Origin of the sequence: Cytobacillus sp. FSL W8-0315, from assembly GCF_038002905.1 — a bacterium.
GTDB classification, from domain to species: Bacteria; Bacillota; Bacilli; order Bacillales; family Cytobacillaceae; genus Cytobacillus; species Cytobacillus pseudoceanisediminis.
In genome coordinates, this window is record NZ_JBBOOC010000002.1 from 165224 (window position 1) to 178814 (window position 13591).

The window sequence follows — 13591 nt, forward strand, 5'->3', positions numbered from 1 at the left end:
TGTCGACAGTCTGAATGAAGGGGATAATTCCCCTTCATTTTATCTTCTGTAACTTAGCACTTTCTTCAGGTTGTATATTATGAAAATAATTAAACACTAGTTTTCTAACTCATTTACTGAGACTCCATAAAAATCAGCAAGCTTTTGAAGAGTACCTCTTCTTGGACGTGTTTTATTTCTTTCATATCTACCTATCATACTATGTGATGTCCCAATTGCTTTTGCCACTTCTTCTTGCGTGAGGTTTTTCTTAAATCGCTGAATTCTTAAGTTTCCTCCTAAGCTGCCATACATATTATCACCCATATCTTGTATCGGATTTATAAAAAGAAATGTTTAGGGTAAGGCCCTTCCTTCTAATTATTAGATTCCAACAAGTCAGCAATCGTTCTCCTCTATCTATTTCTTGGAAACTGTAGTACCTTATATTATTGATACTTATAAGCTGAGGAGACTAGCGATTTAAGAAAAAAATGAAAAAGGAGTCAGCACTTTGCTAACTCCTTTTTGTCTATAATTTATAGCGGAATTTCCCTTTTTCTAACCTCAACCTTTACATCATTCTTGCAGTACTCAATAAACTCCACCATATTTGAAATCAATTCTTGGTGATAAGTTTCCCCATTTTCTTTAGTAGAGACAGTAGGATCACCTACTATCCCTACATTGAGAGATCCCTCTCTATACACACCCACATCACTCGGAACAAATATACGGTCTCCCTCAACAAAAGGATCATGCTGTAAAAATCTATGCTTTTCACTTACATTTTTTACGGCCTTATCCATTTCACAGAGCTCCGGATGAAGAAACAACATATGGGAAGTTTCCATTTCAGCTGCATGACCAACTCCGCCAGGTTCTGACTTTTTAACTTTCCTGGCAACCTGATCAGCTATATAAAATGGATCTGCAATTGATAAAAAAGCACCTGTCTCATTGCGAAGCTTTGTAATAGCAATTTTTAATGGGGGCAGATTTGCCTCACGATGTCCATTTACGATGATGATCTTTTCGAATCCATGATAGATTAAGCTTTTACAAACATCATACATTAAGTTCGTTAATGTTTCTGGCCTTAATGTAATTGTCCCAGGATAGGCCATATGGTGAGGAGCCCAGCCTGTCCAGTTCGGAGGGGCCACTAACGTTTCTGTCCGTTTACCAGCTTCCTCTGCCACCTTTATGGCTACGAAAGAATCTGTGCCAAGCGGCAAATGCTTTCCGTGCTGTTCAACACTGCCCACAGGGACAATGATTGTTTTGTTTGATTGTAAATATTCCTCTACATCTTCCCATTTGTTTTCTTGAAGCCATATACTTTTCAACTTTCTCATCCTTTCATGTTGTTATTCTGATAATCTATTTAAATCTTCTTCATCTAAGTAATTCCATCGTTTTCTTGAATATAAGTAATACCAAAGTGTTATTAAGACTATCCAACCAATACCTATTAATAGAGGTACCGTTTCTATATAAGTTAGAATCCAAAAGGAAGCAATCGCCGCAATGACTGCAAGTACCGGTATATTTTTTATATTTAAAGGAAAGCGAAATTCTGCCTTAATATCGGGTCGCATGACTCTTACGACAATGAGAGCAATATTCATCAACCCCATCATCAGCCAGTTTGAAAATACGGCTGCACCTACCGCAATCGAAATAGCTTTCCCATAGCCAAAGGTACTCATCAGAGTTGCCCCTAATGCAATGATTCCTGTAAATACCGTTGCATAGACTGGAACTTTGGTTTTACTGCTAATTTTCCCAAAAACTGCAGGAACAGCATTTTCTCTTGCTGCCGCAAATAGCATTCTAGATGACCCCAGTAAGCATCCGATTGTTGAAGTACCGGTTGCTGTTAAAGCTGCAATGGCAATCAGAACAGCACCAAGACCAGGAAGCACAGTCTCAACAGCTAAAGATAGAGGTGCTTTAGATTCCGCAAGAGCAGTGATATCCGCTGCGGAAACCACCCCGTAGCCAGTTAAGCAATATAAAATAACGACTGTAACCAGGGCAGAAACCTGAGCTAGTGGCAGATTCCTTCTAGGGTTTTTTGCTTCTTCTCCTAATGTCAGAACTGCCTCAACCTGCATTTGACCAAATGCAATCAAAGCGGTAGCAGCAAAAACACCAGTCCATCCATTAGGAAGAAAATCGCTATGCTGAAATGGCCCCGCCGGATTAGAAGCAATTGAAATAATAGCAATTGCAAATAAAGCGATAACCTGAATAACTGAGAAGATTGTGTTTATCTTGCCAGTTGCATTTATACCTACTAGTAGCAATCCAGTGATTAAGATAGAAATGAGCGGTGCCACTACAGTTGCCGGTAAGGATGGAAATATATAATTAAAATATCCTGCAAATCCTAAGTTTACGGCTCCAGCAGCAAAGGCAAAGGAAAGAAAATATAAGCCTGAACACCAAAGAGCCATTAACCTCCCCAAGTCTTTATGGATTGGCGAAAAAGCGAATTTTGAATATGCATATGATGCTCCTTCATATGGCCATATCGAGGCAAGTTCTGAATAACTCATGCTAGACAATATGGCAATAATACCGGCAATTAAAAAAGCAACAAACAAGGCTGGTCCTGCTTGCGCAACTGCTGGGGCAATAACTGTAAAGATTCCTCCCCCTATGAGGGCTCCAACACCCACACTCCATAAATCCACAAAACCCAGGCTCCTATGAAGCTGTCCGTGTCCTTTTCCATTCAGTTCATTTCTGCTAATTACCTTATTTGGCTGCATTTGCATCCCTCCGTTTCAATTATTGGAATATACATTTCATTTTTAAAATAGTTTCGACAAAAACAACCTCAATCCTTCAAAATAATGAAAAAATTAAAAAAACACTTCTATTCAATTAGAAGTGTCTAAAAATTATGTTCAATTTTATTAGCTGTTTCTTTTAGCAACGCTATATATTTTTCCACATGATCGGGCTCAAAATCTTGAGACATACCAATCATGCTGATAGCTCCTAATACCTCTTTTAACCTTCCCAATACAGGAACCGCTATAGCAGTAGTACCTTCATAAAGTTCCCCATGGCTAAGTGAGTATCCTTTTGCTTTTATTTCATTCAACTCTTTTTTTATAGAATCATAGTTGATCTTTGTTTTAGAAGTAAATGAAGTATACTCGTAATTACTCAAAATATAATCCTGTTCGTCTTCTGGCAAATATGCGAGTAAAATCCTTGGACATGCAGCGGCATAAAGAGGTACTCGCCTGCCTACTTGAGGATAAACCCTGATTGGATTAAGTGACTCAAACTGTTCTATATATACAGCATGATCTCCATCCCTAACTGCAAGCTGAACCGATAGTCCGGTATTATTTCTAAGTTCAAGCAATTCACTCTTAGCGTATTCACGAATATCAAAATCACTTGTAACAATTTGACTTTTTTCAATAAAGGCCATTCCTAGTTTAAATCTCATTTGTCCTTCTAATGTTACTCGCTTTACATAACCAAACTTCTCCAGAGAACATAGCATTCTGAAAACAGTAGGCTTTGGAAATCCGGACCTTTCAGCAATAGCATCCAGAGTTAGAGAAGGGGTCTTCATAGAAAAAAGTTCTAATATTGAAAGTGCCTTTTCGACACTTCCGCTCTTGCTTTGCCTTTCTTTCATCATTCTTTGCTCCTTCTAATAATATGGGATGCGCTGTTCATTTTAACATATATTAAACGCTTTCAGTTTTATAGTTCAGATTATAATTGTAGAATAAGTAAACTTTTTTACAAATTTTCCATTTTTTTCAACGTGCATGTAGAACTAATATAGTTATTTACTTTCGCTCTAATAAACAAGAGCCTTACTACATTTGATATGTAATAAGGCTCTTAAAAGTTGTTAAAATTGAAGTGATTTAAAGAATATTATTGCTTAAAAGATATTAAAGTTGTTGTCATTGTTGTTGAACTAAACCAGCTAATAGGAGTCAAGAACTTCTTATTAAAAATTTTTCTCTTCCGTGTTATACTTTGGAAGGCACGCCAAATAACCCTCCAAATACCTTTTGGAAGGTTTTTCATTAGCTGCTTTTTCTTGTTGATTAAGCCATATCTAGGAACTGCTCATTCCTTTTTAGGATTGCATAAATCCAGTGTAAAAGCTTGTTTACACAAGCTATCATCGCTACTTTTGAAGGCTTTCCTTCATTTCGTTTCCGATCATAATACTCTTTTAGCTTCTTGTTCCTCGAGCTTCTTATACCGCATAATACGGCCATATATAAAGCGTGCCGTAATCGGCTTGAACCTCGTTTGGTAATATGATTTATCGTAGCGGTGAACTTACCTGATGAATGGACACTTGGATCAATTCCTGCGTAAGCCACAAGTTTTTTAGGGTGATTAAACCGGTCAATTTCCCCGATTTCAGAAATAATCGTTGCCGCGATTTTTTCTCCTATACCGGGAATTGATTGGATTATCTTACATTCTTCAATTTCTTCTGCCAGGACATCTATCTGCCTCTCCAAGCTTGATAGGTGTTCTTGGTATTGAAGAAGCATATTGATATACATATCCAAACTGAACAACTGGCTTTCATAAACACCTTGTTGGAATGGATTCCGCTTAGCTGAAGCCATTAATTTGTGTGCCTTCTCCCTCATCCAACTTGGGGATCGTTTAATACGCATTTCCTTAATTCGTGCCAAAATCTTTGCTTCTCCTGCCATCAGTACATCTTCGGATGTTGGAAACTCCTTTAATATTTTAAGAGAAACTTTCGAAAATAAATCCCCGAAGACTCCCCTGTATTCAGGAAATATCTGATCAAGAAGAGTATGAAACTGAAGTTTTGCCTGGATGTAAAGGTTCGTAACGGTTTCGTATTGCCTTGACAATGTTCTCAGGTTTAGAAGTCTCAGTCCTCTTTTCTTATATGGCTCAAATTCTTCCTTGTAGTAAAGAACACAAAGGTGATATGCATCAACTGCATCAGTCTTTACCTTTCTAAGGCTTGTTTTCTTAGCTTGATAAGAAATGATGGGATTTACCAAGATGTATAGATACTGACTTCCCTCAAGACATTGAATAATCGGTGTATGGTAATGTCCTGTAGATTCAAGAATAACTGCTGGCCTAGCCCCAGTATGTCCCTCTATCTCTCTCAAAAAAGAAATAAGCGAATCTAAATCCTCCTTGGTATGCTTTACACTGAAACTTTTCCCGAACGGCTTGTCTTTATCTAAAAAGGCTTGAACCTCACTTTCTCCTTTGGCTACATCTAGGCCAATGACTGGATTCATTAATATCTCTCCCTTAGTTTTACTCACCAGTAACCCCTATACCTTCCTGTAGTTCCATAGCTTCGCTTGTTATACGAGATCATTTGTCCCAACCAGCCTCAAACATCATTCTACAAGTAGGGGGCGAACAGTTTAGTTGACGAGATCTAACTCCCACGCACCCGTACGTTCTACCCTGGCTACTGAAATAATAGGTCCTATAAAAAAAAGAGCAACCAGTAAAAACTGGTTAACTCTATAATACGAACGCACCCGTTAATTTAAGTACATAATTTCACAAACTTGATAAATGATTGATTCCTAAATCATTTTTATTACTCAATTTCTTCGAAAAATGTAATTCTGTTTGAGAAAGGATCGATAACTGTTAATTCAATGGTATTCCAAGGGGTTTTTTCAATAGTTGGTTTAGAGTATCGATATTCCTTTTTTGATAATGAGGTATGAAAACTTTCTAAATCATTTGTTTTAATCCGAATTGCACTACCTGGTGTTGAATCACCATGATGCTCGGATAGATGTAAAACTGCATTATTTAAAGAAACTTGAAAATAAACAGGCATATTTTCCGAATACTGATGTTTCCAATCCGTTTTAAAACCTAAGTAATTTATGTAAAATGAGTGAGCCTTTTCAATATCGAAAATTCGAAAGATAGGTGTAATCATGTAAAATAACACTCCTTTTTCATTAGTTTATATGACTTAATCATCAACTTCTATTGTGAATTGACCTCATTCTTAAAATAATCCTTCTTCCATCAAACTGCCCCTTTTGTGGAATAAGGATTATTAAACAACTTTTTTATTATTTGCATGACTTTATTATTAATTAAACTACTTTATTATCTCTGCACAATACAGAAACTCCCCTTCTCTTTTGTTTTTAATATTATCTTTAAAGCAGTTAGAATACTGAAGACCAATAAATCAAAATGAGTGAGGATTTATGAACGTCGTCATTGAAACAACACTTAATATAGATTAGCTCCCCAAGGGGGGAATTTTTATATTCACAACATTGACACAAGGTTCTTTAATTTGTTTTTGCTAATCACCCTCCTCCTTTTATGAACTATTTACTGATATTGCTGTGGAATCTGGTGAATATTAAAAACCCCTCTCAAATTGTTATGATCCCCTGATAGTAGACAGAAAAAAGAAAGCATACTAATCTGTCTACTATGGAGGGGATTTTTTTATGGGAAAAATACGTAAAACATATGATATGAACTTTAAGAAAAAAGTTGTTGATCTTCATCTCAAAGATGGGATGGGTTATAACATAATAGCTAAAGAATTGAGTATCGATAAAAATCAAGTAAGGAGATGGGTTAACTATTTTAATGCGGAGGGGATTAAAGGGCTAGAGGATAAAAGAGGTAAGAGGAAAGGACCTGGTAAAGGTAGACCAAGAACTCGACCTGAAGATCAGGAAGTCAAAATTAAACGTCTTGAAGCTGAGAACGAAATGCTAAAAAAGCTCTTAAAGATGTGAAAGGGGGAATGAAAGAAGTATCCACACAAAAGAAATACCAGGTAATCAAAGAAATGTCCCAGGGGGACTATTCTATTGTATTGTTATGTAAGATCGCAGAAGTATCTAAAAGTGGCTATTACAAGTGGTTAAAACGACAAGAGTCACCCACTGAAAAGCAGTTAGAGGATGAAGAAATCAAAGAAAAAATCATGGAGTGCCATGAAAAACTTAAAGGGATATATGGGTATCGGCGAGTACAGATATGGTTAGAAAAAAACTACGAAACACATATAAATCACAAGCGTGTCCAGCGTCTTATGGGGGAATTGGGGATCAGGGCAGTCATCCGAATGAAGAAACCATATTACGGGAAGAAAGAAGCATACGTTGTTTCAGACAACTATCTTAATCGAAACTTTGTCGCTTCTAAACCTAATAAAAAATGGGTAACGGATGTTACTTATTTAATTTTTAATGGCCAAAAGCTGTATTTGTCCGCCATTTTAGACTTATACAATAATGAAATTGTTGCTTATCATGTTAGTCGGAGAAATGACCTGAAACTGGTTATCGATACCCTCAAAAAGGCAAAGAAAAAACGGAATGTAAAAGGAATCCTCCTGCATAGCGACCAGGGTTTCCAATATACATCCCGCCAATATAACAACCTAATTAAAAAATATCAAATGAAAGCGAGCATGTCTAGAAAAGGTAACTGTTGGGACAATGCTTGCATGGAAAACTTCTTTAGTCATTTTAAGACTGAATGTTTTTATCTATATTCATTCAAAACAGCTCAAGAGGTTAAAGACGCATTAAATCAATACATGAGGTTCTATAATCATCAACGTTTTCAAAAGAAATTGAATTACCTGAGCCCATATCAATACAGGACTCAGGCTGCATAATTGTGCATTTTTATTACTGTCTACTTGACGGGGGTCACTACATATTGAGAAGGGCTTATATTATACGTACTCGGGTAATACTTTCTTAATTTCCTGCTCAGCATTTTCTAATCCAGCTAACCAAAGTTCAACCAGCTTAACACCGTCAATTAGTTCAATGTTTAATTCTTCTGCATACTCTTTAGCATTTTTAGTGAAAGATCCAGTAGTAACAATATATCCACCTAAAGCTCCTTCCTTGACCATATTAGAATGAATGATGGCAATACAGTCAAATGCTAAATCACCTTTAAAACATTTTACCTGACCTAAATATTTTCCTTCTTCCGTAACATGCTCAAAGTCAACTCCAAAGTCACCAGTTGGAGGTGATACCCAAGTACTCCCTCCTCTAGCTTTTTCAAATACTTCCGCAACGAAGGATTCAAACAAAAAGGGGTCTTGTTTTATAAAGATTGAATTTTCCTTAATAGGGTTTTTATCATCCTCATACTCTTTCCTAAATTTAAGGTACAACCCCATCGCTAAAGTTCTTTTTATTTCTAGACTACTATCAATATGACTTGCTAATAAAGCAGTTTTATAATTCGTTTGCCTTTTCACTCTTTGGAATTGTACAAAAGCTGCAATTAATACTACGGCTATCATTATTTCGACCAATAACATTAGACCGCCTCCTTATAGTTAAGGTATCGGTTATTTAAGAGGAAATTATTCAAATAATTCACTTTGGCCTATGGTGTCATAAAGGTATACTTAATTGAAGCCTAATCTGTTTTACACTTTTCTACATGCGGATAAGATAGTATCAGAACGATCTAAGAATTTACAGAAGTCGAAGAAATCCAATGAAAATGAGAAATGGGGTTTTCTTGATGTGTGGACGTTTTTCACTTACTGAAGATATTTCCGCTCTGCAGCAATACTTTGACTTTGAAATCTCTGAGGAAATCTCACCTCGCTTTAACATTTCCCCAAGCCAAAGAATTCTAACAGTAATTTCCGACGGCGAAAATCGAAGAGGTGGAACGATGAAATGGGGCTTGGTTCCGTTCTGGGCTAAAGATGAGAAAATAGGTTATAAAATGATAAACGCTCGTGCAGAGGGTATAGATGAAAAGCCTAGTTTTAAGCACGCATTCAAGCGAAGACGCTGTTTAGTCGTGGCAGATGGCTTTTATGAGTGGAAAAAACAAGGGGATGGCAACAAACAGCCTTACCGCTTTATTATGAAAAATAAAAAGCCATTTGCTTTTGCGGGGTTATGGGAAACATGGAAAAAAGGAGAACAACCTCTTCACAGCTGCACAATTATTACAACCACACCAAATGAAGTTACCGAGGATGTTCACGATCGCATGCCAGTAATCCTTCATCAGGATAGCTATGATTTGTGGCTAAATCCTAAAAATGACGATACAGATCATCTTAAATCATTACTTGTCCCTTATCCAGCTGATGAAATGGATTTGTATCCTGTTTCTACAATGGTTAACTCACCAAAAAATGATATAGCTGATATTCTTACTCCGTTGAATAGTATGTAAATGCTATTATGGTTTAGAAAAGAACTTTTCGCTTCGCTTAGCTTTGGGAAACTTGGAAAGTACAATTTACCTTATACTAGGTTAAATCAGCCGGTTCAAAAAAACACGAAGGGTACTTTTTTAATATAGGTGCTCTTTCCCTCTATATGATATACTTCTCTTGTACAGCAATCGCAGGGTGGGCAGCGGTCCCCTCCAATCCATTGAGGAAAGGGGGTGCCGCTGATGGTTACGTATGAAGCAATGAACTTGATGGTGAGCTTTGCTACACTTATCGTTGCCGTGATCGCAATAGGTATTTCTTCAAACAAAAAGAAGTAGCCTACCCTGCACATCGCCAAAATGTGAGTAGGACTACTTCTATTCCGGATTGGCCGCTGCACTTCATGCAGCTTGCTGTACATTGAGGTCCTGGTGACAGCCAGGATCTCTTTTTTTATTATATGGACTATATACATAAATTATAAACATAAAATTTTATCAAGTAAAGTATTGAAATGCATATTGACAAAAAGTAACCATACCTTGCTTTCTTTTGATTCATAACCTGCTTTGCATTTATTTAATTATGAAGCGGATCAAATACCTTTAAATTGGGAATAGTAATCCTACAACAAGATTGACATAAAAACCTCCTACTGTGTAGGAGGTTTCCTTCTGTGCGCCCGGCATGGGTGCAGTCTATAGGGTGCAAGTCCCGAGCCATGAAGGCAGTAGTAATGGTTAGCTTAACGCAAGGGTGTCCGTGGCGACACGGAATCTAAAGGAAGCGAGCGGCAAACCTCCGGTCTGAGGAACACGAACTTCATATAAGGCTAGGTACCATTGGACGAGTTTGCAGATCAAAACAAAGTCCTTACTGCCAAAGGTGGTACAGAGTAAATGGAGCAGATAGATGGAGGGAAAGACTGTACTCTTACCCGGGGAGATCTGGTTGGTACGCCAAGTACACTTGGTAACCTATCTAGCAATAGATAGCTGAACAACCAGAAGTCAGCAGAGGTCATAGTACCTTACCTACTCGAGATGGTAAGGGAAGGGCTGAACATTTAGGAAGAACGAGAACTAGGCATACAATTCCTGTGTAGAAGCAGACAATCCAAAAGGACTTACCTGAAGGAGGAAGTGGTGAATTCCACAAGGGGACTTCAGGAGGGTGGAGCAGGAATAACATAATTAGATTTCTACGTTCACGTCGAAAGGAAATATCACATGTTAATGGATCTGATTCTGTCACGGGAAAACTTAATAGCAGCACTTAAACGTGTGGAGAAGAACAAAGGGAGTCACGGCATAGATGGAATGTCCGTAAAATCCCTACGAAGACATCTCTATGATAACTGGGATACCTTATGCGATTCTTTAAGGAAAGGCACCTATCAGCCCAACCCAGTCCGTCGAATCGAAATCCCGAAACCCGACGGTGGAGTAAGGTTACTAGGAATACCTACCGTGACAGACCGATTCATCCAACAAGCAATCGCTCAAGTTCTAACCCCACTTTTTGACCCAAGTTTCTCAGAACACAGCTATGGATTTAGACCGAATAGAAGAGGTCATGATGCGGTTCGCAAGGCAAGGGAATATATAAGTGAAGGCTATAGATGGGTAATTGACATGGACTTGGAGAAATTCTTTGACAAAGTAAATCATGATAAGCTAATGGGGATATTAGCAAGTAGAATACAAGACCGATTGGTCTTGAAACTAATACGTAAATATCTCCAGGCAGGAATCATGATTAATGGTGTAGTCTATGATGCAGAAGAAGGAACACCACAAGGAGGTCCCCTGAGCCCTCTTCTTTCGAATATCCTTTTGGATAAACTTGATAAAGAGTTGGAAAGAAGAGGTCACAAGTTTGTCCGCTACGCCGATGACTGTAATATTTACATGAAATCGAAGAAAGCTGGAGAACGAGTGATGAACTCGATTACAGGTTTCATAGAGCAGAAATTAAAACTCAAAGTAAATCGAGGGAAATCAGCAGTTGATCGCCCGTGGAAACGAAAGTTCCTTGGCTTTAGCTTTACGCTTAATAAGAAACCGAAGGTTCGTATAGCCAACGAAAGTATTAAAAGGCTTAAAGCAAAAATACGGGAGTTAACCTCCCGTTCCAAACCAATTCCTATGGAAGTTAGAATTGAGAAACTAAATCAATATCTGACGGGATGGTGTGGATATTTTGCATTGGCTGACACACCAAGTAAATTTAAAGAATTTGATGAGTGGATTAGAAGAAGACTTCGTATGATTGAATGGAAACAATGGAAAAATCCAAGGACAAGGGTGAGAAAACTCAAAGGTTTAGGGGTCCCTGACCAGAAGGCATACGAATGGGGAAACTCCAGAAGGAAATATTGGAGAATAGCCTCTAGTCCAATCCTACACAAAACCCTCGATAACTCTTATTGGAGTAATCGAGGGCTCAAAAGTCTATATCAAAGATATGAATTTCTACGTCAAACTTAAATGAACCGCCGTATACCGAACGGTACGTACGGTGGTGTGAGAGGTCGGGGGTTAGTCACCCCCTCCTACTCGATTTAATATACATCCATAATATTGTTGGTATACTGATCACTCGAACAATGTTTTTCTTTTAATTTTTGTATGGCAGCTTGGACTAAATCTAAGTCACTCAAACCATTGGGTTCATTAGAAGTAGTCAAAATATGCGCTACCCTTCTATAATTAATTCCAGTTTCATACCCCATTAAAAAATATATAGCTCTTCTGAACTTCCCATCTTGGTTCCAATCTACATCACCGTATACGACTCTGTAATATGCACCTGGACTATGTTGAGGTGCAGGTATATCAATATAATCTATAGGATCCTTATGAATAGTCATGATATCCTCCTTTATTTAATAGGTTAATTATACCAATTGTTATTTAGAGATTACTATCTTTAAAATTCAGATATTTTGATGATAAAAGCTCATATTTGATAAAAGAAACATATATATAATAAGAAAGACAAAAATATTAAGGATACATATTAAATAACCTCTTTAAGAGTTTATCCTCTTTCCCCTTCTCCCCCAAGGATTTATTAAGTCTCCAAAGACAAAATCATTCAAATAACTAAGAACTTAACAATTGTGAATTAAATAGATTAACAATTCAACAAATTGCTAAATCAATTGTATACATATACACAGGATGTTTATAAAATTAATAAGTATTCCACAGGTAAATATTCGATATAAAGTTTGAAATAAAAAAAGAGGTTCCATAATAGATACCTCTTTTTTTGGCAGATTTTATGAATCAAGAAGATTATTGAAACACGAAAAGCCTTGTAGCAATTATAATTTTTTACAAGGCTCTCTAGATATCAAATTTTGCAAATTCCGGTATTTCCCCAGTCAATTGATATTGTTCAACTTTAGCATCGTGAAGTAATTCATATGGGATCTTCTTTAGTAAAGTTAATAAATCTTTTCGGAACGCTTTCCTGAAAAAGGCTCCCAGGGAATGAATTCTAAACGTTGATTTAAGTACACTTTGTTCAGTTATGTAGGAACCAATACTATCTATACAGCTAAGAAAGTATCGCTTAATCGACTTTTCAAGATTGAAGGATTCATTATTATTAATATATTTTATCTTATCATATACCTCCTGCTTAAAAGAAAGCATGATGTCAAGCTGGTCCCGGGGCTTGTATTTTATCTTATGGCCATCGAGAAAATATATTAATTCATGGGAAAGCATTGCGATGAGATGATCAACTTTAAATTCATCGCTGCTTTGTTCTTTAACACAATCCTCTTTTAATGTAATCCATACCTTTTTAACCCAAATCTGATTGCCACGGAACTGTAAGCCCTCAAATTTAATATCAAATAAGGGTTCCAGCAAAGCTAAAATTTCTCTAACCTTTTTCGCAGTTTTATTTAATTGCTTCTTTAAAGTTGACATGTTACGAGATTGTTTAAGCATTTTCAAGTCAATGTCTTCTCTTTTAGACATAGCAGTACGGAACTGGTTAAATAAAGACAGCATTAACTCAATTGCTTCGGGGTTTGCTGTCCTAACCAATTCTGCGAGTATATTTGTTTCAAAAAGAGAATGAGGAATTAGAAGGTAATTTAGCTTACCTTCTTCCACTCCCGGGTTATTGCATTTTTCAATATCTTTTAACACTAAGACAGAGATTCCATTTTGAATCTCCTCTTTAACAAAGTGATATTTCTCTAAATATAATTTCCCTGAATACAAAGAAGAATAAGGAATCTGGAGTTTTTTGGCCCAGTAAGAAAGGTTGAACTCTTTGAGAATACCTCTTTGGTTTTTCTCCATGTCCAGCTGCTTGAGCATAGTTAGGTAGACAACATAAGCGGATGCTGGGGGCCGTTCAAACGTCTGGTCT

14 protein-coding genes are annotated in these 13591 nt (G+C 37.1%); 5 read left to right on the forward strand and 9 right to left on the reverse strand.

Translation table 11 applies throughout. From position 1 onward, the window contains the following. Positions 1–96 precede the first annotated feature (96 nt). The 6 genes from MKY20_RS24630 to MKY20_RS24655 all read right to left on the reverse strand — a co-directional run bounded on the left by MKY20_RS24630 (position 97) and on the right by MKY20_RS24655 (position 5956). On the reverse strand, positions 97–294 hold the full coding sequence (locus tag MKY20_RS24630; RefSeq protein WP_009336799.1) for a helix-turn-helix domain-containing protein: 198 nt from the start codon (positions 292–294) through the stop codon (positions 97–99). A 224-nt stretch (positions 295–518) separates the two neighbouring features. After that, positions 519–1328: a creatininase family protein gene (locus tag MKY20_RS24635; protein WP_009336798.1), complete on the reverse strand. Its 810-nt coding sequence runs from the start codon at positions 1326–1328 to the stop codon at positions 519–521. 21 nt (positions 1329–1349) lie between these two features. After that, a complete protein-coding gene (locus MKY20_RS24640) occupies positions 1350–2759 on the reverse strand; it encodes an amino acid permease (RefSeq protein WP_034298220.1) in 1410 nt (469 codons plus the stop codon). A 125-nt stretch (positions 2760–2884) separates the two neighbouring features. Further along, positions 2885–3652 (reverse strand): IclR family transcriptional regulator, encoded by a 768-nt coding sequence (locus tag MKY20_RS24645; RefSeq protein WP_009336796.1) that lies wholly within the window; start codon positions 3650–3652, stop codon positions 2885–2887. A 421-nt stretch (positions 3653–4073) separates the two neighbouring features. Further along, entirely contained in the window at positions 4074–5276 is a 1203-nt protein-coding gene (locus MKY20_RS24650) for an IS110 family transposase (RefSeq protein WP_009336795.1), read from the reverse strand. Positions 5277–5590: 314 nt separating this feature from the next. Beyond that, positions 5591–5956: a glyoxalase superfamily protein gene (locus tag MKY20_RS24655; protein WP_286147952.1), complete on the reverse strand. Its 366-nt coding sequence runs from the start codon at positions 5954–5956 to the stop codon at positions 5591–5593. Positions 5957–6476: 520 nt separating this feature from the next. Here MKY20_RS24655 and MKY20_RS24660 point away from each other — a divergent pair. Then, positions 6477–6773: a helix-turn-helix domain-containing protein gene (locus MKY20_RS24660; RefSeq protein WP_009330603.1), complete on the forward strand. Its 297-nt coding sequence runs from the start codon at positions 6477–6479 to the stop codon at positions 6771–6773. 8 nt (positions 6774–6781) lie between these two features. Beyond that, positions 6782–7663 (forward strand): IS3 family transposase, encoded by an 882-nt coding sequence (locus MKY20_RS24665; protein ID WP_009336806.1) that lies wholly within the window; start codon positions 6782–6784, stop codon positions 7661–7663. A gap of 60 nt (positions 7664–7723) precedes the next feature. Here MKY20_RS24665 and MKY20_RS24670 read toward each other — a convergent pair whose 3' ends face one another. Further along, on the reverse strand, positions 7724–8329 hold the full coding sequence (locus tag MKY20_RS24670) for a restriction endonuclease (protein WP_009336800.1): 606 nt from the start codon (positions 8327–8329) through the stop codon (positions 7724–7726). A 209-nt stretch (positions 8330–8538) separates the two neighbouring features. Here MKY20_RS24670 and MKY20_RS24675 point away from each other — a divergent pair, with 209 nt between their 5' ends. The 3 genes from MKY20_RS24675 to ltrA all read left to right on the forward strand — a co-directional run bounded on the left by MKY20_RS24675 (position 8539) and on the right by ltrA (position 11682). After that, entirely contained in the window at positions 8539–9210 is a 672-nt protein-coding gene (locus MKY20_RS24675) for an SOS response-associated peptidase (protein WP_009336801.1), read from the forward strand. 225 nt (positions 9211–9435) lie between these two features. Beyond that, positions 9436–9531, forward strand: a complete 96-nt coding sequence (locus MKY20_RS24680; protein ID WP_222125080.1) for a putative holin-like toxin — start codon at positions 9436–9438, stop codon at positions 9529–9531. Between the two features lie 891 nt (positions 9532–10422). Continuing rightward, positions 10423–11682: a group II intron reverse transcriptase/maturase gene (gene ltrA / locus MKY20_RS24685; RefSeq protein ID WP_009336802.1), complete on the forward strand. Its 1260-nt coding sequence runs from the start codon at positions 10423–10425 to the stop codon at positions 11680–11682. A 74-nt stretch (positions 11683–11756) separates the two neighbouring features. On the opposite strand, the gene MKY20_RS24690 is transcribed toward ltrA, so the two are convergent. Beyond that, on the reverse strand, positions 11757–12065 hold the full coding sequence (locus MKY20_RS24690; protein ID WP_034297908.1) for a hypothetical protein: 309 nt from the start codon (positions 12063–12065) through the stop codon (positions 11757–11759). A gap of 481 nt (positions 12066–12546) precedes the next feature. Beyond that, positions 12547–13521, reverse strand: coding sequence for a hypothetical protein (locus MKY20_RS24695; protein WP_232292565.1), 975 nt, complete (start codon positions 13519–13521; stop codon positions 12547–12549). Positions 13522–13591 lie beyond the last annotated feature (70 nt).